This window comes from Fortiea contorta PCC 7126 (assembly GCF_000332295.1).
GTDB lineage: Bacteria > Cyanobacteriota > Cyanobacteriia > Cyanobacteriales > Nostocaceae > Fortiea > Fortiea contorta.
This window is the reverse complement of sequence record NZ_KB235931.1, coordinates 311888-332431: the sequence shown is the minus strand read 5'-3', so window position 1 is coordinate 332431 and position 20544 is coordinate 311888. Positions and strand designations below refer to the sequence as shown.

Genomic DNA, 20544 nt, shown 5'->3' with positions numbered 1-20544 from the left:
TCAGCAATAGTTGTTATCGCCAGACTTGAACCAGCATCAAGTCGAAATGATAGTCATACGTCCACACTGGTAGCTTCATTTCCTCTGACAAAATGGCAGTGATAGCATCGCAGAGGGTAATTCGTTGATCTGGAAAACGTGCAGCTTTTTCCACTGCTGCTATATATTGTTCCTGTGAAGGATTCACAAAATCAACTGCTGGGATACATTGTCTAGCAAAGCTAATTGCTTGTTGAGTTCCGAGACGATGTAGCAGAAGATTATATGTTTCCAGGTAAACAGGAAAGGGAACTAGGATTGTTAAATTTTCTGTATTAATACGTTGTAATTCAGCTTGCGCTCGCTCATGATATTGGTCGTCTACATCTATGGCAGCGTACAAAGGCCCAGTGTCAGCAAATACGGCTCTCAAAGTGTGTTTGGTGGTAATGACTGTGAAAAGGCTTGTTCAGCTAGAATTTTATCGTGATTTACCGAGGTATCTTTAAATCCACTTCCCTTCGGTGCAGGAGTAAGGGATAAACCTTGCTTTCGTGGAGGTAAATAGCCACGTTGACTCAGGAAATCTTCTAAAGCCGCCTCTGCAACGACATTAGCAGGTAAGGAAACTTTTTGATCTTGAATGTAGGCACTGAGAGCATTAGCGATCGCATCTGGCAGTGTGATATTAAAAGACTGCATAAACTAATTAAATTGTTAGCGATTAATTTAAGAGTAACGCGATCGCACCCCCTCATCCCCCTCATCCCCCTCATCTCCCTCATCCCCCTCATCCCCCCACAACCTGACTGGGGTCAAACAACCACCCATCGCCGACTATCTCCTCTAGGCGTTGGTTGAGTCGCGGGAGGAAATATTCTGGATCATTTAGCCGTTGCTGGACAACCCAATTATCAAACGCTTCCTGCGTCTCAATTCCTTGGGCATTCGCTGCATCTGATACAATTTTGACACTAAACTCTTGGAGTTCCTCTAACTGGGGATGACCTTCACCTCGGTATTTGCAAAAGAACATTGCCGTTGCACCTAGCACAGCTTGTAACTCATCACCTTGAGGCATTCCATTATATAAAGCACGGATTAGATAAATGGTATTTGCTAAGGGGGCTTGAATTCTCAGTGTCAGCCACATTGCTTGAGCTAAGTAAACCAAACTGTTGCTTTCATCTGCTGCATCTAAATTACTCAGAACCGTCACTAAATCACCGTATGCACGTATTTGTGCAAGTGTGGACACAACTTCCTCCCAGAGTGCGATCGCTCTAGTGATGTCCCCTTGTTGGGCGATTACCCCTGCCATGTTGCTGAGGGTGGCGGCTTTACCTTGGACATCGCCTATCTGCTGTTGGATTTCCAAGGATTGCTCCCAGAGTGCGATCGCTTTTGCGATGTCCCCTTGGTGGGCGAATTGCAGTGCCATGTTGTTGAGGGTAGTGGCTTTAAGTTTGACATCGCCAATCTGCTCGGATATTTCCGCTGACTGTGTGGCGTGGGTGGTAGCAGACTCGACTAGGCTGAGGCCAGTTAGCTTGTCCACAACCGCCAGGAAATTAATGATACTGTTGGCGAATCAACTGAGGGGTCAGACCCATCAAAATTGAGAGAGTAATGAAGCTTACATATGAGGTAATCTCAACTTAAGCCAAGATTTAAGTTGTCGGCAAGTAGAAGTGTAAACAAAAATGACCCTTCATCCGATAGAGCAATGGGCAATCCCAAAACAAACAGCCCTAGTAGCAAAGGCCGCATTTCCCAAAAGCAACGTTTACATGAAGATGTATGAGCAATTGGGACAAATATATGTAGATGAAGATTTTCACTCTTTATATCCAGCGCGTTGTGGTCAACTAGCGCTATCCCCTGGAAGATTAGCACTAATTACGGTGATGCAGTTTGCTGAAGGATTAAGTGATAGACAGGCAGCAGAGGCAGTCAGGTCAAGAATAGATTGGAAATACGCTTTAGGATTAGAGTTAACCGATTCTGGTTTTGACCATAGCGTGTTGGCAGAATTTCGAGAGCGACTGATTGCCAAAGACTCTCAAAGGCAATTACTAGATCAGATGCTCAATCAATTGAAAGAGCAAAAACTCATCAAAAGTCGGGGGCGGCAACGCACAGACTCGACTCATGTGCTAGCGGCTATCCGTCAAGTGAATCGCTTGGAGTTAGTAGGAGAAACTTTGCGCCATGCACTCAATGAATTAGCAATGGTTGCGCCTCAATGGTTAAAAGCTCAAGTGACCTCAGATTGGTTTGACCGTTATGGTGCTAGGTTTGAGCAATATCGCTTGCCTCAAGAAAAGCGGCAAGAGAACAACTGGCACTGACCATCGGTGCGGATGGACACCACATCTTGAGGGTAATTGATGAGTCCCAAACTGAAGAGAAGTGGCGACAACTGGAAAGTGTGGAGATTTTGCGAACTGTTTGGGTGCAACAATATGCTTTTATCGCAGAAACACTTGTGTGGCGAGAACCAACAAACACAGGTTTACCCCCCTAACAAAGTCTCTATTCAATCCCCCCTATGACACTGAAGCTCGCAACCGCACCAAACGAGATACCAATTGGACAGGATACACAGTTCATTTGACAGAAACCTGCGAAGAAAATCGCCCCAATCTGATTACTAATGTTGAGACGACTCCAGCAACAACTCCAGACGGAGCAATGACGCAAATTATTCATCAGCATCTAGCTCAAAAAGAGCTTCTGCCTGCACAACATCTGTTGGATACAGCTTATGTCGATGCCGAGCATCTAGTGACTTCTATGAGTGAGTATGAGGTTGACCTACTGGGAAAAGTTCCTGGTGACTCTAGTTGGCAAGCCAAAACAGATGGTGGATTTGATTTATCTTGCTTTGCGATTGACTGGGACAAGCATCAAGTCAGATGTCCCAGTGGTCAATTGAGTCAGGCTTGGCGAGAAAGAACCGATGATTATGACAATCGTGTGATTGAGGTGCGCTTTGAGCGTGCTAGTTGTGCTGCTTGTGAAAAAAGAAGCTTATGTACCCAAGCTAGAAAAGAACCCCGTCTGCTTAAATTCCGACACCGAGAACAACATCAAGCTTTGCAAGCTGCGCGGCTTCGTCAAACCACTCCAGATTTTCAACTTGACTATGCATTAAGAGCTGGGGTAGAAGGCTCTCTTTCCCAAGCCACTCGCGCATATGAATTGCGTCGTAGTCGCTACGTAGGTTTAGCGAAGACTCATTTACAACACATCGCTACCGCAGCTGCAATGAATTTGAGCCGCTTGATGGCTTGGTGGCAACAAATTCCCAAGGCAAAGACACGTATTTCTGCTTTTGCTGCTCTTGGCGCTACTGCTTAACACATAGCCATGATGGGTCTGACCCCTCAGTTAATTCGCCAACAGTATCATTAATTTCCTGGCTCATAGCCGAAGTCCGCTCAAGCGGACTAGAAATTCCCTCCCCTATATCCTCAGTCCTCTTCAGAGGACTTTCGCTATTAGCCTGGGACTTCGAGTCCCAGGCGGGAGAAATTGCCCTAACAATATCCTCAGTCACAGGTAAGTGAAACACACTCAACCGTGCGAGAAACTTTTTCTCTTCCACCTCCAAAGCATCCAGCAGAGTTTGCGCCAAGACATCCTCCCGGACTAACTTATGTGACTACGGCTATATTTTTTTAACGTGAGTCTACGATACTCGTCGGCGAAGCTTTTTTCCTCGTGAACGAGGCTCTTATCGTCGTCGGCGAAGCTTTTTTCCTCGTGAACGAGGCTTTTTTCTTCGTGAATGAGGCTTTTATTCTCTTCGGCGAGTCTTTTTTCCTCGTGAATGAGGCTTTTATCCTCGTCGGCGAGGTTATTTTCCTCGTGAATGAGGTTTTGATACTCGTCGGCGAGGTTATTTTCCTCGTGAATGAGGTTTTGATACTCGCGAACGAGTCTTTGATACTCGTCGGCGAGGTTTTGATATTAAAATCCCAATTTCTCCAACACTGGCTTAGTCGAAACAATATGACGCTCTAAACCCAGTTCTTTCGGACTAACCCCTAAAGCTAAAGCAATCAACTGGGGTAAATGCAACACTGGTAAACCTAACTTTTGCCCAATCACCTTTTCCACCTCTGGTTGACGGGAATCTAGATTCAGGTGACACAGTGGACAAGGTGTAACTAAACAATCAGCCCCGCTTGACAAAGCATCTTGAATGTGCGTACCCGCCATTTGAAACGATTGGGTAGTAGCGTAGCTAGAAAGCGGCCAGCCACAGCATTGTGTGCGACCCCGGTAATAAATTGGCTCTGCACCTATTGCGCGAAATACATTTTCCATCGCTTCTGGGCGGTAGGGGTCGTCATAAGGCATGGATTTTTGGGCGCGGAGGAGATAACAGCCATAAAAAGCCGCACATTTAAGTCCAGTTAACTTGTGGGTGACACGTTTGGCAATTTCTTCAATACCATAATCTGTCACCAGCGCATAGAGGAGATGTTTAACTTCGGTGTTACCGCGATAAGGCGAACAACCTTCTTTAACCAGTAAATTATTTACCTGCTGAACGTATGCGGGGTTTGTAGTTTGGGATTCCTTGAGACGTTCATCGACATGACCAATCACCCCTTGACAAGTGCTGCAATGGGTGAGGAGAGGCAAATTTAATTCCTCGGCTAAAGCAATGTTGCGAGCATTAACCGTGTCTTCTAAAAGTTGAGAATCTTCCTTAAAAGTGCCAGAACCACAGCAAGCGGCTTTTTTCAATTCCACTAGTTGAATACCCAATGCTTGGGTAAGGGCTTGAGTTGATTGGTAGAGTTCCCGACATGCTCCCTGGGCAACACAACCAGGAAAGTAAGCGTATTTCAGCGTTGGAGATAACATATGAGTAGATTTAAGTTAAGGCAGTTGCCCTCATCAATACTGTTGTATCATTCCTAGCAGCGATCGCTATTTGGCAATCTGTGATCTATTGCCCGGTGCTCAGTGCCCACAACAGAGTTTTTGTAAGAAAATCCCAGAGCAGTATACGGGCGATCGCGCTTTCCGATAAGATGTATATGCTCAAAACAACAATTGCCCATAAAGAGCAGATTATAGCAACCGGTTAAGGACTTTTATCTATGAGCCAAGAAGACATTTTTGATCGGGTAAAGAAAGTTGTTGTCGAACAACTGGGTATTGAAGCTGAGAAAATTACACCACAATCCACATTTATCGAGGATTTGGGCGCTGATTCCCTAGATATTGTGGAATTAGTTATGGCTTTTGAAGAAGAATTTGATATTGAAATTCCTGACGAAGCCGCCGAACAAATTTTATCAGTTCAACACGCAGTCGATTACATCAACAATAACGTTGCTGCATCTGCTTAGAAAAGCTAATGGGGATTGGGCATGGGGCATGGTGGGGTAGTTCTACTGAGCGACTTGTACTGAGCGAAGTCGAAGTAAGTCGAAGTATTGGGCATTGGGCATTGGGAATTGAAAGTTTACCCAGTCCTCAGTCCCCAGTCCCCAGTCCCTAGTCCTTAGTCCCTAGATCCTCTGTATGCTGCTTTTTCGCCACCTTTAACTGAGTCATGACAGATTATAAACGTAGACGCGTTGTAGTAACTGGTGTTGGCGCGATTACACCAATTGGCAACACACCAGCTGAATATTGGGAAGGATTGTTAAGTGGACGCAATGGCATAGATTACATCACCGCTTTTGATGCATCTCGCCATGATTGCCGCATTGCTGGTGAGGTGAAAAACTTTGATCCACACGATTACTTGGAACGCAAAGAAGCCAAGCGCATGGATCGCTTTTCCCAGTTTGGGGTGGCGGCGGCAAAACAGGCCATAGCGGACGCGGGTTTAGTTATTAATGAATTGAATGCAGAACAGGTGGGAATCATCATCGGTTCTGGTATTGGCGGTTTGAAGGTTCTAGAAGACCAACAAACTATCTACTTAAATCGGGGCCCAGACCGCTGTAGTCCATTTATGATTCCGATGATGATCGCCAATATGGCAGCAGGATTAACGGCAATTCACACGGGTGCAAAAGGGCCTAATTCTTGCTCAGTCACCGCTTGTGCTGCCGGTTCCAATGCCATCGGCGATGCTTTTCGCCAAATTCAAGGAGGATACGCCCAAGCCATGATTTGTGGAGGTTGTGAGGCGGCGATTACTCCTCTGGGGTTTGCTGGGTTTGCCGCAGCTAGGGCGCTGTCAACTCGCAACGATGACCCGGCTCATGCTTGTCGTCCCTTCGACCGCGATCGCGATGGTTTTGTTATGGGCGAAGGAGCAGGAATTTTAATTCTGGAAGAACTGGAACACGCTCTGAGTCGCGGTGCTCGCATTTATGCGGAAATAGTCGGGTATGGCATGACCTGTGATGCCTATCATATGACTTCTCCCGTCCCCGGCGGATTAGGCGCTGCCAGAGCCATAGAATTAGCTCTCAAAGATGGAGGACTTTCTCCAGAACAGGTGAGCTACATCAACGCCCACGGCACCAGCACCCCAGCTAATGATTCCACAGAAACCGCAGCGATGAAAAAAGCTCTGGGCGATCATGCTTATAAAGTAGCAATTAGCTCAACTAAATCGATGACAGGTCATTTGTTGGGCGGTTCTGGAGGCATTGAAGCCGTAGCCACAACATTAGCGATCGCTAATGATCAAATTCCCCCGACAATCAATCTGGAAAATCCCGACCCAGAATGTGATTTAGATTACGTCCCCAACTCCAGCCGCCATCAAAAAATAGAAGTGGCCTTATCCAATTCTTTCGGCTTTGGTGGTCATAATGTCACCCTAGCCCTCAAGAAATATCCTTAAAATCCAAAATTTTACTAGTGGTCGGCTCTCTGAAAAGAAGAGCACAAAAAGTATCATAGAGATCATTCTGACCCCAACCGCGGGTTCAGCATGACCAAATCATTAGCGTGATTAATTACTAGAAACTCAGGAGATCCCGCTTGTCCATCGACAATCGGGAATGGGATGATGAGGATACTGCGGGGGGAAAATTAAATCACCCCGCCACAAGAGAAGCTCAAAGAGTGCTAACCCGTCGTTAAGAACAATCTGATTATGGCTGTTGCAACCCAATCCCTCGAAGAACTTTGTATTAACTCGATCCGCTTCTTGGCTATCGATGCCGTAGAAAAGGCAAAATCGGGACACCCAGGGCTGCCGATGGGCGCGGCTCCGATGGCTTTCGTACTTTGGGATCGCTTTATGAAGTTTAATCCCAAGAATCCTAAGTGGTTCAACCGCGATCGCTTTGTCTTGTCCGCAGGTCATGGCTCGATGTTACAGTACGCTCTGCTGTACTTGGCAGGCTACGATAGCGTCACGATAGAAGATATCAAGCAGTTCCGTCAGTGGGAATCCAAAACCCCCGGACACCCCGAAAACTTCATCACCGCAGGTGTGGAAGTCACCACAGGGCCCCTGGGTCAAGGCATAGCTAATGGAGTCGGTTTGGCAATAGCAGAAGCCCACCTAGCCGCTAAATATAACAAACCCGATGCCGCCATTGTTGACCACTACACCTATGTGATTTTAGGTGACGGTTGCAACATGGAAGGTGTTTCTGGAGAAGCTGCTTCTTTTGCGGGGCATTTGGGATTAGGCAAACTGATCGCTCTGTACGACGACAACCATATTTCCATTGACGGTTCTACGGATGTAGCATTCACCGAAGATGTTTCTAAACGGTTTGAAGCTTACGGTTGGCACGTTCTACATGTTGAAAACGGTAATACCGATTTAGAAGCAATTCACAAAGCTATTGAAGCAGCTAAAGCTGTCACCGATAAACCGACCATGATCAAGGTGACAACCACCATCGGTTACGGTTCTCCCAACAAGCAAAACACTGCTGGGATTCACGGCGCTGCTTTGGGAACAGACGAAGTTGCTTTAACTCGTAAAGAATTGAAGTGGGAACACGAGCCTTTTGTAATTCCTCAAGATGTTCTTGATCACACCCGCAAAGCAGTAGAACGTGGTGCAGGCTACGAGGCTGACTGGAATAAAACATACGCTGATTACAAAGCTAAGTATCCCCAAGAAGCAGCTGAGTTTGAACGCTATATCAGCGGTAAACTACCTGATGGTTGGGATCAAGTGTTACCCACCTACACCCCTGAAGACAAAGCATTACCCACCCGTAAACACTCGGAAACCTGTCTCAATAAACTAGCGGCAGTTTTACCAGAGTTAATTGGTGGTTCGGCTGACTTAACTCACTCCAACCTCACCGAAATTAAGGGTAAAGGCGACTTTCAAAAAGGACAATACCAAAACCCCAACATCCACTATGGTGTACGGGAGCATGGTATGGGTGCAATTGTCAATGGTATGGCGTTACACGGTTCGGGATTAATTCCCTACGGTGCGACCTTCTTAATCTTCACAGATTACATGCGGGCGGCTATCCGCTTATCTGCGTTGTCTCTGGCTGGTTCCATTTGGGTGATGACCCACGATTCTATCGGCCAAGGTGAAGACGGCCCCACCCACCAACCGATTGAAACTCTGGCTTCTCTGCGCGCTATTCCTAACCTGACGGTGTTTCGCCCTGCTGACGGTACAGAAACTTCTGGCGCTTACAAAGTAGCAATTGAGAGAGCCAAGCAAAATGCTCCTTCTCTGTTGGCGTTCACCCGTCAAAATGTCCCCAACTTGGCTGGTACTTCTATCGAAGGCGTCAGCAAAGGCGGATATGTTGTGGTGGATAGCGAAGGCACACCCGATATCATCCTGATTGGTACTGGTTCAGAATTGAGCCTGTGCGTCACCGCAGCGGAAAAACTGACAGCCGAAGGTAAAAAAGTTCGTGTTGTTTCCTTACCTGCATGGGATCTATTTGAAGCGCAAGACGCAGCTTATAAAGAGTCTGTGCTACCAAAAGCTGTCACCAAGCGCTTGTCTGTGGAAGCTGCTGCTAGCTTCGGCTGGCACAAGTATGTGGGTACTGAAGGCGATACTGTGAGTATTGATCGCTTTGGTGCTTCCGCTCCTGGTGGTGTTTGTTTAGAAAAGTTTGGTTTTAGTGTTGATAATGTTTTGGCTAAAGCTAAGGCTTTGTTGGGTTAATTAGCAACAGAATACTCTTGTATATTTTTTGGGGTGGGCTGAAAAGCCCGCCCTTTTTTAGCTATGTCCAACTCACTTAGATTTACATGAGGTACGTACATCCTAGCTAGCCTAAGCGCCCCTAGTTCCTAGCCCCTAACCTCGACGAAATGTACCATCATAAAACGAGAAACGCCATAACCAATAATTTATGCTGTAAGCTTTTTACAGATTTTTTGTGAATGCATTTATACCCAGATGGCAAAACCCGCAGATATCAGCACCAAAAAGTTAATTAGCCTTGCACCCGACAACTGGGTCAAATGGGTAACACAGATACCCGATGTGATTGCAGGTGAAATTCTCGACTCTCAATTTCAATGGATTAGCCGAGAAAGTGACGTTTTAATCAGCGCCGAGAGCCAGGAATACGGGAAATTTCTCGTTCTTAACGAATTACAACTGCGCTATCAAACCAAAATGCCGCGACGGATGCGTGCCTATACTGCATTAGCAGAAGAGAAATATCAATTACCAACATACCCTGTATTAATAAATATTCTTCCAACGGGCGATACGGAAATACCTACAAGCTTTACATCCAATCTTGCTGGATTGCGAGCAATACAAGATTATCGCGTAATTAATCTCTGGGAGGTTGATGTCAACATTGCATTTCAACAACCTTTACCCTCGTTACTACCCTTTGTACCTATTCTTAAAGGCGGTGAGAGTGAGTCTACAATCCGAGAAGCATTGCAAATATTGCGTGCTGATCAACAACTAAATCAACTGGAAACAGTTTTAGCTTTTTTTGCTACGTTTGTACTAGAGAGTGCTTTAGTTCAAGAAATTATGAGGTGGGATATGGCTGTATTACGTGAATCGCCTTGGTATCAGGAAATTTTACGCGAGGGACAAGTGCGGGGCGAAGCGGAGGGCGAAGCACGGGGCGAAGCACGGGGCGAAGCGCGGGGACGGAGAGAAAATATTTTGTCTAATATCGAAATGAGTTTGGAAGTGAAATTTGGCCGTGAGGGTTTAGAATTTATGCCCCAAATCACCCCAATTTCTAATTTAGAGCAGTTGAAAGAAATTTTGCGTAGTATTGTTGTGGCTAAGACAGTTGAAGAGTTGCAGTTAGCAATTAATCCCACTGAGTAGTATCAGCACTTGCAGGGTATAGAATGCCTGGAAAGTTTTAGATCCCCCAAAATCCACGCCACGTGCTACCCTTCGGAAACGCTCTTGAAAACAAGTTTTTTAACCGCAAGGGCGCAGTGGCTCTCCTTAAAAAGGGGGACTTTATTATTGATAATACTGTTGTAATAATTTAATTGTGTCTAGTTTTAAAAACTGCTGCAATTCTTCTTTTACAGATATTAACTCGACTCCACTAAGAACTTACTTTATCTTATTCATGATTTTTAATCATTTACAAAAAGAAAAAAATAATTAATCATTGCCACATAATGCTGCGTAATTGATAACTTATCTTTCTTCACACTGCCAACTCATGCAGATAAAGTCTTAAAAAATGTTGCCCCTTACCCTATTCCCTGGCTTTCTACATCGATAGTGCCATCGAATTCTACCAAATGACGGGCGATCGCCAGCCCTAAACCAATGAATAATAACTAAGAGTGTGTATATAGGACTCGTATGTTGGTTTTTGAAAAAAATCAGTACACCTCTATTTCCTTTCTTTCCTGTTCCCTACCTACGTAAATAATTTCAGAAATCAATGCGGATTGCTATATGTTGAAGAAATTAGAATCTTTCTCACAACCACCGACCAAACAAGAATTTGCGGCTATTTTTCGCCTAGCAAGTCGGGTAAGCTTTTGGGTACAGTTACTACTAGGTGGTATTTCTGGCATCGTTTTGTTATTTGCGTCCTTTAGCCGTAACCTTACTGCTCAAACGAATAATCCAGGCATTGGTTTCGGCATATTTTTAGCTATTGTTGCCATATTATTGCTGTGCTTCCGGGTATATTGGGCTTTCCGTTACAGGCTTCTAGCTAGACGTTTGCAAGCACCAAGTCCAGAAAACCATCCCAGGAAGGAGGACGTAATTCGAGTTTTACAGATTGGATTAATAGTTAGTTTGATAGGGTTATTAATTTCTTTTGTTGGCTCTGAAATGACAGTTGCAGTAGTGCTGGCGAAATCTCTAGCCCAACCCCAAGGATTAGCAGTTTACAACCCGGAAAACATCATTCGTTCGTTAGATATTGTTGTAATACTCGCAAACGTTAATATGATTGGTGCTCACTTTTTTGGTGGAGTTACTTCTCTGGGGTTGTTGGAGTGGTTAGAACAGTAAGTGATTGAAATCTTGACTAATTCGGTAACATTTATTTAGTTAGTGGAGATAGTGAAAATTTAATTTTAGTTTCGAGGAAGTATTGTTGATATGCCGTATCCAAAAACACCTTGGACATTGATAGGCTTGGCTATTCAAACTCTGCATTTGATCGATATTGACCGAGTTCGTCACTTGATACCTGCAGAGTTAAACATTATTGCTCTATGGCCTGGCAAAACTCTTGCTAGTGTATATTTATCTAATTATCAATCAGGCTCAGTCTTAGAATATAGTGAGTTAATTGTTGCTCCGGCTGTAGTCAGTTATCAAGGAAAAATTGGCGGTTGGATTTCTCATATTTATGTTGATAATCCTGACTCTGTGGCTGGTGGTAGGGAAATTTGGGGACTACCAAAAGAGTTAGCTGATTTTGCTTGGGAAAATGGGAAGCATGTTACTGTCCGTCAGCAAAATCGGCTGTTGTGCAGTCTTAGTTATGGTCAACAAAGCTGGGCGTGGAAATTGCGTTTGGGTGCATCTGTTTTCAGTACAATGGGCGCTGATTTGTTGATGTTTCCTACAGAGTTTGCATCTTGTTTGAGTTTGGTTGGTTCTCATTTGGAAGTTCCCCCGGAAAGTCCCTTTGCTGATATCGGTTTAGGTAAAGCGTTTTTAACTGTGCGTTGTGAGCAGTTAAATTTACGGGTTGATGCGCCAACAGTTGTAGGACAAAGAAAAGTTGAAGTTAGTTGGCGTTGACTTGATTGAGATGGTGAGAGGGGTTTTTTCTTATTGTTATGCCAGATAAAGGTATGACTATCGCCGATAAATTTGCGAACTTACTGTTAACTAATTCCTCTTTTGGCGGTTGCTAATTCTATTGATGTTTGCTAATAGCATATCTTTGGAAGTAGGGCAATACTAGCTTGAAGATAGACAGCAGTTATTCAAGCAATAGATAGCATAAGTGATGAAAACTTCCATGTAAATACGGTTAGAACGTCATGGGTATTGAAGATTTCATCAATAGGTTTCGTCCTGGTGGTGGCCGAGAAGAACGCGAGGAACAAGACCGCGATTACAGAAGAGGTCGTCGTGACGATCGCGACAATGATGAACGCTCGGAGCAAAGCGATCGCTATGACAGCTATGAATACTCTCGTGGCTCAGATGATGATGATGATGACGACGAGGAACGCCGAGGTAAAAGATCACGCCGCCGCGATGATGACGATGATGATGATTAGTTGCTGATTTACCGTCATGGGATGATTGAAAGTCCGAGTGACAAACATAGCTGGTCAGAAGCAGCGATGGATTCACACTCTGTTGCTGTTTCTAGGTTTGACGCAGACAGCATTAAGCGATATTCAAGACTTTCCTTAACAAGGCTTGGTCTTCTAATTTCGCTTTCAAGCGACCATTTTCGATGTCCCGAATCCAGCTTTGGCTTTTACCTGTCAACTTTGCTAATTCTCGCTGGGAAAGATTGAGGTTTTTGCGTGCTTGCAAAATCTGTTCTCCCAATAAATCACTTGTGGTTTTGGTGATTCTCTTGGTTTTGTTAACTGTGCGGCGCTGTTTTTTTTCTGAGTCACAACTGTGCTGATCCCATTCTGGGGGTAATTCAAAGGATAGAATCCTTGCATTCATTAACATATTCCATTTACCACGGGGGCCTGTGTCTGTGAGGCGGGTTTCACAGCCACCGTCGTTTGTCCAAAATTCTAAGGCTGCTTCTGGATCTTCGGGAATATCTATTAATTTTGCCCAGAGGGGTTGAATTTCTATTGGGTAGGTAATGGGATCAAATTTAGGTTTGATTCCGTAATGGTTGAGGACTTCTAAATCGCTTTCAAATGTCCGCAGTAGGCGTTTGCGTTCTTCTCTTTGGGTGGAGGCGATCGCCATTTTTTCTTCACCATAAGCAACGCGCAGCAAGGTAGGAATGGTGATGCGTTGTTCTTTGCCCATTTTGGTTTTAAACAACAACCATAACATTAATCTAGCTGCTCCTTCGTGTTGCTGCCAAATGCTCATGACTGTGGTTAACAGGGTTTTGGGGAGGCTACCATATTGATAAAATGCGGTGCGTTCTTTACATGCTTGTTTGTTGAGAAAATGTTGTGCCCATGCTCCCGCTTTGATTTTAAATGTTAATCCGACTAAATATTTACACCCTAAATCATCTTCTTGAAAGTAGTGTTCAATGTTGAGTAAATGCCACAAGCGACTACCTTGAACTGAGAATCCTTTGACTCTACCTTGTGGTGGCCAGTCAATAGAAACTATGAGAGAGCAAGCTTGCTGTACAATATTTTTCATTAAAGCTAGCTTGGCATTTTTGCTGAGGTCTTTGCGTTTTTCTAATCCTAAATATTTCTCTAGTTGTCGTTCGTCGATGGTAAATTCTTGCTCCCAAGATTGTTCTAAAGTTGTGACGTGGGCGGCGAAAATAAGATGAATGCAAGCGGAACGAATATCTAAGGCTTCAATAGCTGCTATTTGTGTGGTTCGCGTGCTGACTTGAAAAGGATCTTGGATGTGGAAAGCGATCGCTCCTCTACCTTGGTTAACTTGTCTTCGATAGGAAAGATAGCCCCCATCATCGATTTCCCAGTTTAAGGATGTGCGCTGGGCGAGGACATTACAAGCTTCCCAAATAGCGATCGCTGAAGCAAATGGATGATTTTTTCCATTAGAAAATAAATCTGGGCTGGTAGCATTTCTTGGCTCAACTTTACATCTCCCCTTTTTGGCTTGCCAAGGTATGGGAGACTGAGTGGGACAGGCGATGACGCATTGCGGTTCGGGATAATAGCCTTCGCAATTATTGCAAAGACAAGGATCAATCCAGTATTCATTGTTCTCTATTTTGATTGCACCTGTGGGACATTGGGGACGGCAATTGTCACATCCAACGCAACTGTTGTTAGGAATTGTATATGGCATATGGATTTTTCCCACTCTAATCGTTGAGATGTTTGGTTTAAGTCTCCCCTGGATGTGTCCTGTTTATTGATGACCTGGACGACTTGTAACCAAATTATTTTTACAGCAAGAAAAAAATTCTTGCCTCACTAACTCCCCACATCCATATTCAAACTTGACGTCTGTTTAAAAGCTGTTTACGGCTTTTTAATTAAGCCTGATATCAGTTCTTTATTAACTATACTCTTCATAATAGTTTTGATGATTTTGTTCACTGTGAGCTTAGGAATATTTCTTAACATTTTTGTTGATTAGTAACTTTTAAATAATTTATGGAAAATCCAAATTGTTTTTGGGGAACATTGAAGCTTTTTGTCCAGTCTGTTAATGACGATTATTAAGCATTTTAATATTTTATGTTAATTAATATTCTGCCATGAGTGTTACATTTCCCTTGACAAATTAACGGTAGATTATCAATTTAGTTTCTGTGCAGAAATAACATTTAGCTGTTTCATATTTGTGTCGCAGAATATTTAATAAGGGAATAGGGAAGAGGAAAAAGGGAGTAAAAGTGTAGTGAGTCTTTTTTCAAAAATTAAATATGATTGCTATATCCAAATTCCAACAATAGGGATATATGTTGTATATTTCAATACAGTTTGACTTATATTTTTGATATTTAAAACATTAACTTATCAGATGATTACTGGTATAAATATCATTTATTTTGTCAAAATATGATGGATTAATTGATTTAAAATCCCAATAAAAAGGAACAGGGAACAGAGAGTTATGTATGTGGATTTATACCCCAAGCCAAACAGGCAACCATCGTTATAGCAATTCACAAAAACGTTGATACAGATAGATTTCTCGTAGGGAACACTGTTCATTGGTGTCAACTTAACGTAAAACCCTTGTGAAACCATGATTTTAATTCACTCAATTACCATCACGATCCGCGTTACCCCTCCCCTCAATCCCCTCCCCTTGGCAAGGGGAGGGGAGGTTTTGGCTTTAGACAAAACCGGGGTGGGGTAAAATAACCGTGGGATAAGCCTTTGGCTTAAGTTGACACGTAGGGGCACGGCACTGTTCCCTACCAACGTGTTTGTACCATTATTAAAGTGAAATGGTATTAGGATGGGGTAATAAAATCAGGATGTATGTTTGATGAAATTAGCTTGTGGCTCTAGATTTTTAGCACTAAAGTGCTGACTACAAACTACAGGTTAGGGGCTGATTGAAATAATTTGGTGAAAAATATTAGCAATAATTTTTCTAGAAATCAAACAGCTAAAAACATTAATATTGCTCAGTAAGTCAGAAAATTTTGATGATGAATCCAATGGTTGTTTAATAACAAAAATCAGGAATTAAGATGGAGTTAGGATGATAATCAAAGAACAAACGAAGTTGTAGGCAAAATTGCCGGGGGTTTATTCATGGCACAGCTAACAGGATTGACATTTGGCGGTAAAACTTGGACACCAAAATTTGCCCAGGGGATTGACAAAGATAAATGTATCGGCTGTGGCAGATGCATTAAAGTTTGTGGTTACAATGTACTAGGCTTGATGGCGCTGAACGAAGAAGGGGAATTTGTTGAGGATGAAGACGACGAAGAAATTGAACGGAAAGTGATGACAGTAGCGAATCCAGAAGGCTGTATTGGTTGTGAAGCTTGCGCGCGGATTTGTCCTAAAAATTGCTACACTCATGTGGCTTTGGAAAGCTGATATTGAATCAGAGACGATGTTTTAGCACTCAGCAAGGTAATCTGAGGGGAATGCTAAATATTTACTGAAACTACGTAGAAAGTTCGCAGTAAACAAAACCGTAAATTGCTAAATGTTATTGATTAACAAATTCATACTTGCTGCTAGTTTAGCCTAATTAATATTATGGCTAACAGTGCTTTTTCAGCAACCATAGATTTTTTTTAAAATCTCAGGCTCCTTTGTGATGGGAGTTGAGATATAGTTTTAATTTCTGGGGGGAAAGATATGAAAAGATATGGAAATTTCCCCCATTTTTTATAGGTTTAAGTTAGAAAATTAGTGAGAGAAAACAAAAAACGCTGCCCTGTGAAAGAAGGAACTAGGAACGAGGGATGAAGGAAGAAGGGGAAGACGGAGACAAAAAGATGGGAAACATAAATTCTTTTTTTACCCACACCCCGTCATCTTCTCCAATACCCAAGGACTTAATTCCCCAATAACAGCGTTTTACAGAGCAGGTAGTATGTATGCAACAAATCCCTGTTTCATTATGGACGCTGATTGCTGGTATATTAGTCGGAGTAGTCAGCATTTGGATTGGTCAAAATCACAGCTTGCTACCAGTGGAAGCGTCGCTACAAGCGCCTTTGGTAGACGGGTTTTTCAACGTCATGCTTACCATCGCCATCGCGCTATTTTTGGTGGTAGAAGGTACTATCGTCATTTTTTTGGTTAAATATCGTCGCCGTCCAGGAGATGATACTGACGGAGTAGCAGTAGAAGGAAATATTCCCTTAGAAATTTTTTGGACTGCTATTCCTACAGTGATTGTGATTGGTTTAGGTATCTACAGTGTAGATGTTTATAACCAAATGGGTGGATTTGAGCCTGCGGGTCATCCTCATGGGGCGGCACATATGGCACATGTGCAAGGAAGTGCCATAGCCGCTACTCTCGATGATACCTCGTCGTCGGCTGCTACCAGTGCTCCTAGCATTGGGATTGGCGCCTCACCAAAAACCCAAGGTAAACCAGCGGACTTGGTGGTGAATGTCCAAGGGATGCAGTATGCTTGGATTTTTAATTACCCGGATACTGGGATTACTACTGGGGAATTGCATGTTCCTGTAGGTGCAGACGTGCAATTAAACTTGTCGGCGTTGGATGTGATTCACTCATTCTGGGTACCGCAATTCCGCTTGAAACAAGATGCGCTTCCTGGTATCCCTACTGAATTGCGCTTCGTAGCTACCAAACCAGGAACTTATCCGGTAGTTTGTACCGAGTTGTGCGGTGGTTATCACGGCTCAATGCGATCGCAAGTAATTGTCCACACTCCACAAGAGTATGAGAACTGGCTCAAAGAAAGTCAACTAGCTCAAAAGCCAGATTTACAAGCAACCATCGCACTTAACCCCGCGAACTTATCCGCTTCAGAGTTTCTCGCACCCCATGGTGATCATTTAGGTGTGAGCGCAGCAACTCTAAAGTCAATAGTCAAGAGTCATTAGTTATTGGTGAGCAAAAACAAATACCAAATAACAAATGACCAACCACAAATGACAAAAATATGACCAAGGTAGAATTTCCCCGGAATACACCACCAGAAAAACTGGCGGTTAGCCACGCTTCCCATCCGCAAGCGTGGAAATGGCAAGATTACTTTACATTCAATGTTGACCACAAGGTGATTGGTATTCAATACCTAGTGACAGCGTTTGTGTTTTATCTGATTGGTGGATTGATGGCGATGGCCATTCGGGTAGAATTAGCGACACCGGACGCAGATTTACTCGACCCCAATTTATACAACGCTTTCATGACCAATCACGGAACAATCATGATCTTTTTGTGGATTGTTCCCAGCGCCATTGGGGGATTTGGTAACTATCTAGTACCGCTGATGATTGGTGCTAGAGATATGGCTTTCCCCAAATTAAATGCGATCGCCTTTTGGTTAAACCCCCCCGCAGGTTTATTACTGCTTGGTAGTTTTATCTTTGGTGGCGCCCAATCTGGTTGGACAGCTTACCCACCTCTAAGTTTGGTGACAGCACATACTGCTCAAACCATGTGGATTTTAGCGATCGTGTTGGTGGGGACTTCCTCAATTTTGGGTTCGCTCAACTTTGTCATCACCATTTTAAACATGAAGGTTCCCAGCATGAAATGGGATCAAGTTCCCTTATTTTGCTGGGCAATTTTAGCCACCTCAATTCTCGCCCTCGTCTCCACACCAGTGTTAGCGGCGGGTTTGGTGTTGCTGTTGTTTGACCTCAACTTTGGCACATCTTTCTTCAAACCAGATGCAGGTGGTAATGTTGTTATTTATCAACACTTGTTCTGGTTCTATTCTCACCCGGCAGTTTATTTAATGATTCTGCCCATCTTCGGTATCATGTCCGAAGTGATTCCCGTTCACGCCCGTAAACCAATTTTCGGATATAAAGCGATCGCCTATTCCAGCGTCGCCATCTGCGTTGTCGGGTTATTCGTCTGGGTACACCACATGTTCACCAGCGGTACCCCCGGTTGGATGCGGATTTTCTTCACCATCTCCACCTTAATTGTTGCCGTTCCCACTGGCGTCAAGATTTTCGCCTGGGTTGCGACCCTCTGGGGTGGTAAGATCCGGTTCACCACCGCCATGCTATTCGCCATTGGGTTGTTGTGCATGTTCGTCATGGGCGGTTTAAGCGGCGTCACTATGGGAACTGCTCCCTTTGATGTCCACGTCCACGACACCTATTATGTAGTCGCTCACTTCCACTTCGTCTTGTTCGGTGGTTCCGTGTTTGGTATCTACGCTGGAATTTACCACTGGTTCCCCAAAATGACAGGACGCAAGTTGAATGAAACTTGGGGACGGATTCACTTTGCTCTCACCTTCATCGGCACAAACTTAACCTTCTTACCCATGCATGAGTTAGGTTTGAAAGGTATGCCCCGTAGAGTCGCAATGTATGACCCACAATTCATCGACTTGAATGTGATTTCTACCTACGGCGCCTTTATTTTGGGTTTATCAGTCATTCCCTTCACCATTAACATGATTCAAAGTTGGATGAAAGGGGAATTAGCAGGTGATAATCCTTGGCAAGCTTTAACTTTAGAATGGACAACCAGTTCACCACCTGCAATTGAAAACTGGGAAGTGTTGCCTGTTGTCACTCACGGCCCCTACGACTATGGTCATGATACAACAGCGCAGCCAACGACGACAGAGGCTAGTGCTTAGTCCAGATATTTGTTCCTTCGTGCTCTTTGTGTCTTTGCGGTTCATTTAATTAATAGCTCGCGCAAAGGCGCAAAGGCGCAAAGAAAGAGCGCAATTTTGAGGGTAGATAAATATGACGCTAGCGACGAGTGGACATGAGGAACATCACCCAGATTTGAGGGTTGTGGGACTGTTAACATTTTTAGTCTCAGAATCTTTGATGTTTGGTGGATTTTTTGCGACGTTTTTGTTCTTTCGAGGTATGGCTGATGTTTGGCCGCCGAAAGAAACTGAGGTAGAACTTTTCTTACCGACTATTAACACTATCATTCTGGTTTCTAGTAGCTTTGTCATTCATTTGGGTGATGCAGCTATTAAGAAGAATGATGTTAAGGGGATGCGCTTTTGGTATGTAATTACTGCCATTATGGGCGTGGTTTTTTTAGGTGGTCAGGTGTATGAGTATGCGACGCTGGGATATGGTTTGACTACCAATGTCTTTGCTAACTGCTTTTATATCATGACTGGTTTTCACGGTTTACATGTGTTTATCGGCATTTTATTGATTTTGGGTGTGGTATGGCGATCGCGTCAACCCGGTCACTATTCTGCTAGCAAACACACTGGTATTGAGATGGCAGAAATTTACTGGCACTTTGTAGATATTATCTGGATTGTGCTGTTTACTTTGGTGTACGTTCTCAGTATTTTTTAGGTAATTAGGGACTGGAGATTAGGAAATAGGGAATTGAGTATAAAAAAACTCCCTCTTTCTTTCTCTTCCTCCCTCCAGGAGATTATTATGCAAGTCGATTCAACAAAATTCTCATGGTTTGAAGTACCAGAAAATATCAAAAATTTATTGATGTTGGCAGCAAAAAATTGGGAAAATACACTGGAATCAGAAATTTATATACAGCAAGCTTTGGCATTGGCTGGAGAACATACTGATGTTTTTGTGGCAGCCTATAGATTTTTTTATTACAAAAATAATTACCAATTAGCACTGCAAACAACAAGTCAATTATTAGATAAAATTAGAGAACTAGAAAAATTACCTGACGATTGGCAATTACTTCAGCCCATATTGGTGAATCGCGCTGAAGAGCCTCGAATCAGGCTATATTTAAATGCTTATGCTGCGTCTGGGTTAGTGTTAGCTAAACTAGGACAGCTAGAACTAGCGAAAGAAATTAGCGCCAGAGTGAAAAATATTGACAATAAAAATGATTTTGGGGCAGGAATCTTGTTTGATATTCTCACTCGTCCATCAGAAGAAGATTAGTGATTTGTCGTGAGTAAAAAAC

Annotated in this window: 18 protein-coding genes and 1 pseudogene; 13 read left to right on the top strand and 6 right to left on the bottom strand. The window is 43.6% G+C overall.

The annotated features are described in order from the left end of the window. Positions 1-13: 13 nt before the first annotated feature. The 3 genes from MIC7126_RS0125970 to MIC7126_RS0125960 all read right to left on the bottom strand — a co-directional run bounded on the left by MIC7126_RS0125970 (position 14) and on the right by MIC7126_RS0125960 (position 1537). Entirely contained in the window at positions 14-412 is a 399-nt protein-coding gene (locus tag MIC7126_RS0125970) for a type II toxin-antitoxin system VapC family toxin (protein ID WP_017656057.1), read from the bottom strand. Continuing rightward, entirely contained in the window at positions 409-681 is a 273-nt protein-coding gene (locus MIC7126_RS0125965; RefSeq protein WP_017656056.1) for a hypothetical protein, read from the bottom strand. The genes MIC7126_RS0125970 and MIC7126_RS0125965 overlap by 4 nt, the downstream gene beginning before the upstream one ends. Before the next feature lie 88 nt (positions 682-769). Next, a complete protein-coding gene (locus MIC7126_RS0125960; protein ID WP_017656055.1) occupies positions 770-1537 on the bottom strand; it encodes a tetratricopeptide repeat protein in 768 nt (255 codons plus the stop codon). Between the two features lie 145 nt (positions 1538-1682). On the opposite strand from MIC7126_RS0125960, the pseudogene MIC7126_RS28410 reads away from it, so the two are divergent. After that, positions 1683-3342: pseudogene (locus MIC7126_RS28410) on the top strand (IS1182 family transposase). On the opposite strand, the gene MIC7126_RS0125950 reads toward MIC7126_RS28410, so the two are convergent. Continuing rightward, positions 3332-3619: a hypothetical protein gene (locus MIC7126_RS0125950; protein ID WP_017656054.1), complete on the bottom strand. Its 288-nt coding sequence runs from the start codon at positions 3617-3619 to the stop codon at positions 3332-3334. The pseudogene MIC7126_RS28410 and the gene MIC7126_RS0125950 overlap by 11 nt on opposite strands. A 335-nt stretch (positions 3620-3954) precedes the next feature. Then, positions 3955-4860 carry a CoB--CoM heterodisulfide reductase iron-sulfur subunit B family protein gene (locus tag MIC7126_RS0125945; protein ID WP_017656053.1) on the bottom strand — a complete coding sequence of 302 codons (906 nt, stop codon included), beginning with the start codon at positions 4858-4860 and terminating at the stop codon, positions 3955-3957. Between the two features lie 239 nt (positions 4861-5099). Here MIC7126_RS0125945 and MIC7126_RS0125940 point away from each other — a divergent pair, with 239 nt between their 5' ends. The 7 genes from MIC7126_RS0125940 to MIC7126_RS0125910 all read left to right on the top strand — a co-directional run bounded on the left by MIC7126_RS0125940 (position 5100) and on the right by MIC7126_RS0125910 (position 12612). Next, the gene (locus MIC7126_RS0125940; protein ID WP_017656052.1) at positions 5100-5351 is read left to right on the top strand and encodes an acyl carrier protein; all 252 of its coding nucleotides are present in this window, start codon (positions 5100-5102) and stop codon (positions 5349-5351) included. Between the two features lie 206 nt (positions 5352-5557). Continuing rightward, positions 5558-6808 (top strand): beta-ketoacyl-ACP synthase II, encoded by a 1251-nt coding sequence (gene fabF, locus MIC7126_RS0125935; RefSeq protein ID WP_017656051.1) that lies wholly within the window; start codon positions 5558-5560, stop codon positions 6806-6808. Between the two features lie 255 nt (positions 6809-7063). Further along, the gene (tkt, locus tag MIC7126_RS0125930; protein ID WP_017656050.1) at positions 7064-9076 is read left to right on the top strand and encodes a transketolase; all 2013 of its coding nucleotides are present in this window, start codon (positions 7064-7066) and stop codon (positions 9074-9076) included. A gap of 237 nt (positions 9077-9313) precedes the next feature. Next, positions 9314-10219, top strand: coding sequence for an RpnC/YadD family protein (locus MIC7126_RS0125925; RefSeq protein WP_017656049.1), 906 nt, complete (start codon positions 9314-9316; stop codon positions 10217-10219). Between the two features lie 594 nt (positions 10220-10813). After that, complete coding sequence (locus tag MIC7126_RS0125920) at positions 10814-11383, top strand: DUF3611 family protein (protein WP_017656048.1); 570 nt, start codon at positions 10814-10816, stop codon at positions 11381-11383. Positions 11384-11473: 90 nt separating this feature from the next. Then, positions 11474-12124 (top strand): acetoacetate decarboxylase family protein, encoded by a 651-nt coding sequence (locus MIC7126_RS0125915; protein ID WP_017656047.1) that lies wholly within the window; start codon positions 11474-11476, stop codon positions 12122-12124. 245 nt (positions 12125-12369) lie between these two features. Next, positions 12370-12612 carry a hypothetical protein gene (locus MIC7126_RS0125910; RefSeq protein ID WP_017656046.1) on the top strand — a complete coding sequence of 81 codons (243 nt, stop codon included), beginning with the start codon at positions 12370-12372 and terminating at the stop codon, positions 12610-12612. Between the two features lie 112 nt (positions 12613-12724). On the opposite strand, the gene MIC7126_RS0125905 is transcribed toward MIC7126_RS0125910, so the two are convergent. Next, on the bottom strand, positions 12725-14317 hold the full coding sequence (locus MIC7126_RS0125905; protein WP_017656045.1) for a helix-turn-helix domain-containing protein: 1593 nt from the start codon (positions 14315-14317) through the stop codon (positions 12725-12727). Positions 14318-15744: 1427 nt separating this feature from the next. On the opposite strand from MIC7126_RS0125905, the gene fdxB reads away from it, so the two are divergent. The 5 genes from fdxB (at position 15745) to MIC7126_RS0125880 (ending at position 20522) form a co-directional block, all read left to right on the top strand. Further along, positions 15745-16038 (top strand): ferredoxin III, nif-specific, encoded by a 294-nt coding sequence (gene fdxB, locus MIC7126_RS0125900; protein ID WP_017656044.1) that lies wholly within the window; start codon positions 15745-15747, stop codon positions 16036-16038. Between the two features lie 509 nt (positions 16039-16547). Then, complete coding sequence (locus tag MIC7126_RS0125895) at positions 16548-17531, top strand: cytochrome c oxidase subunit II (RefSeq protein ID WP_017656043.1); 984 nt, start codon at positions 16548-16550, stop codon at positions 17529-17531. A gap of 59 nt (positions 17532-17590) precedes the next feature. After that, the gene (gene ctaD / locus MIC7126_RS0125890) at positions 17591-19258 is read left to right on the top strand and encodes a cytochrome c oxidase subunit I (protein WP_017656042.1); all 1668 of its coding nucleotides are present in this window, start codon (positions 17591-17593) and stop codon (positions 19256-19258) included. A 112-nt stretch (positions 19259-19370) separates the two neighbouring features. Continuing rightward, positions 19371-19952, top strand: a complete 582-nt coding sequence (locus MIC7126_RS0125885) for a cytochrome c oxidase subunit 3 (RefSeq protein WP_017656041.1) — start codon at positions 19371-19373, stop codon at positions 19950-19952. Between the two features lie 87 nt (positions 19953-20039). Continuing rightward, complete coding sequence (locus MIC7126_RS0125880; protein ID WP_017656040.1) at positions 20040-20522, top strand: hypothetical protein; 483 nt, start codon at positions 20040-20042, stop codon at positions 20520-20522. Positions 20523-20544 lie beyond the last annotated feature (22 nt).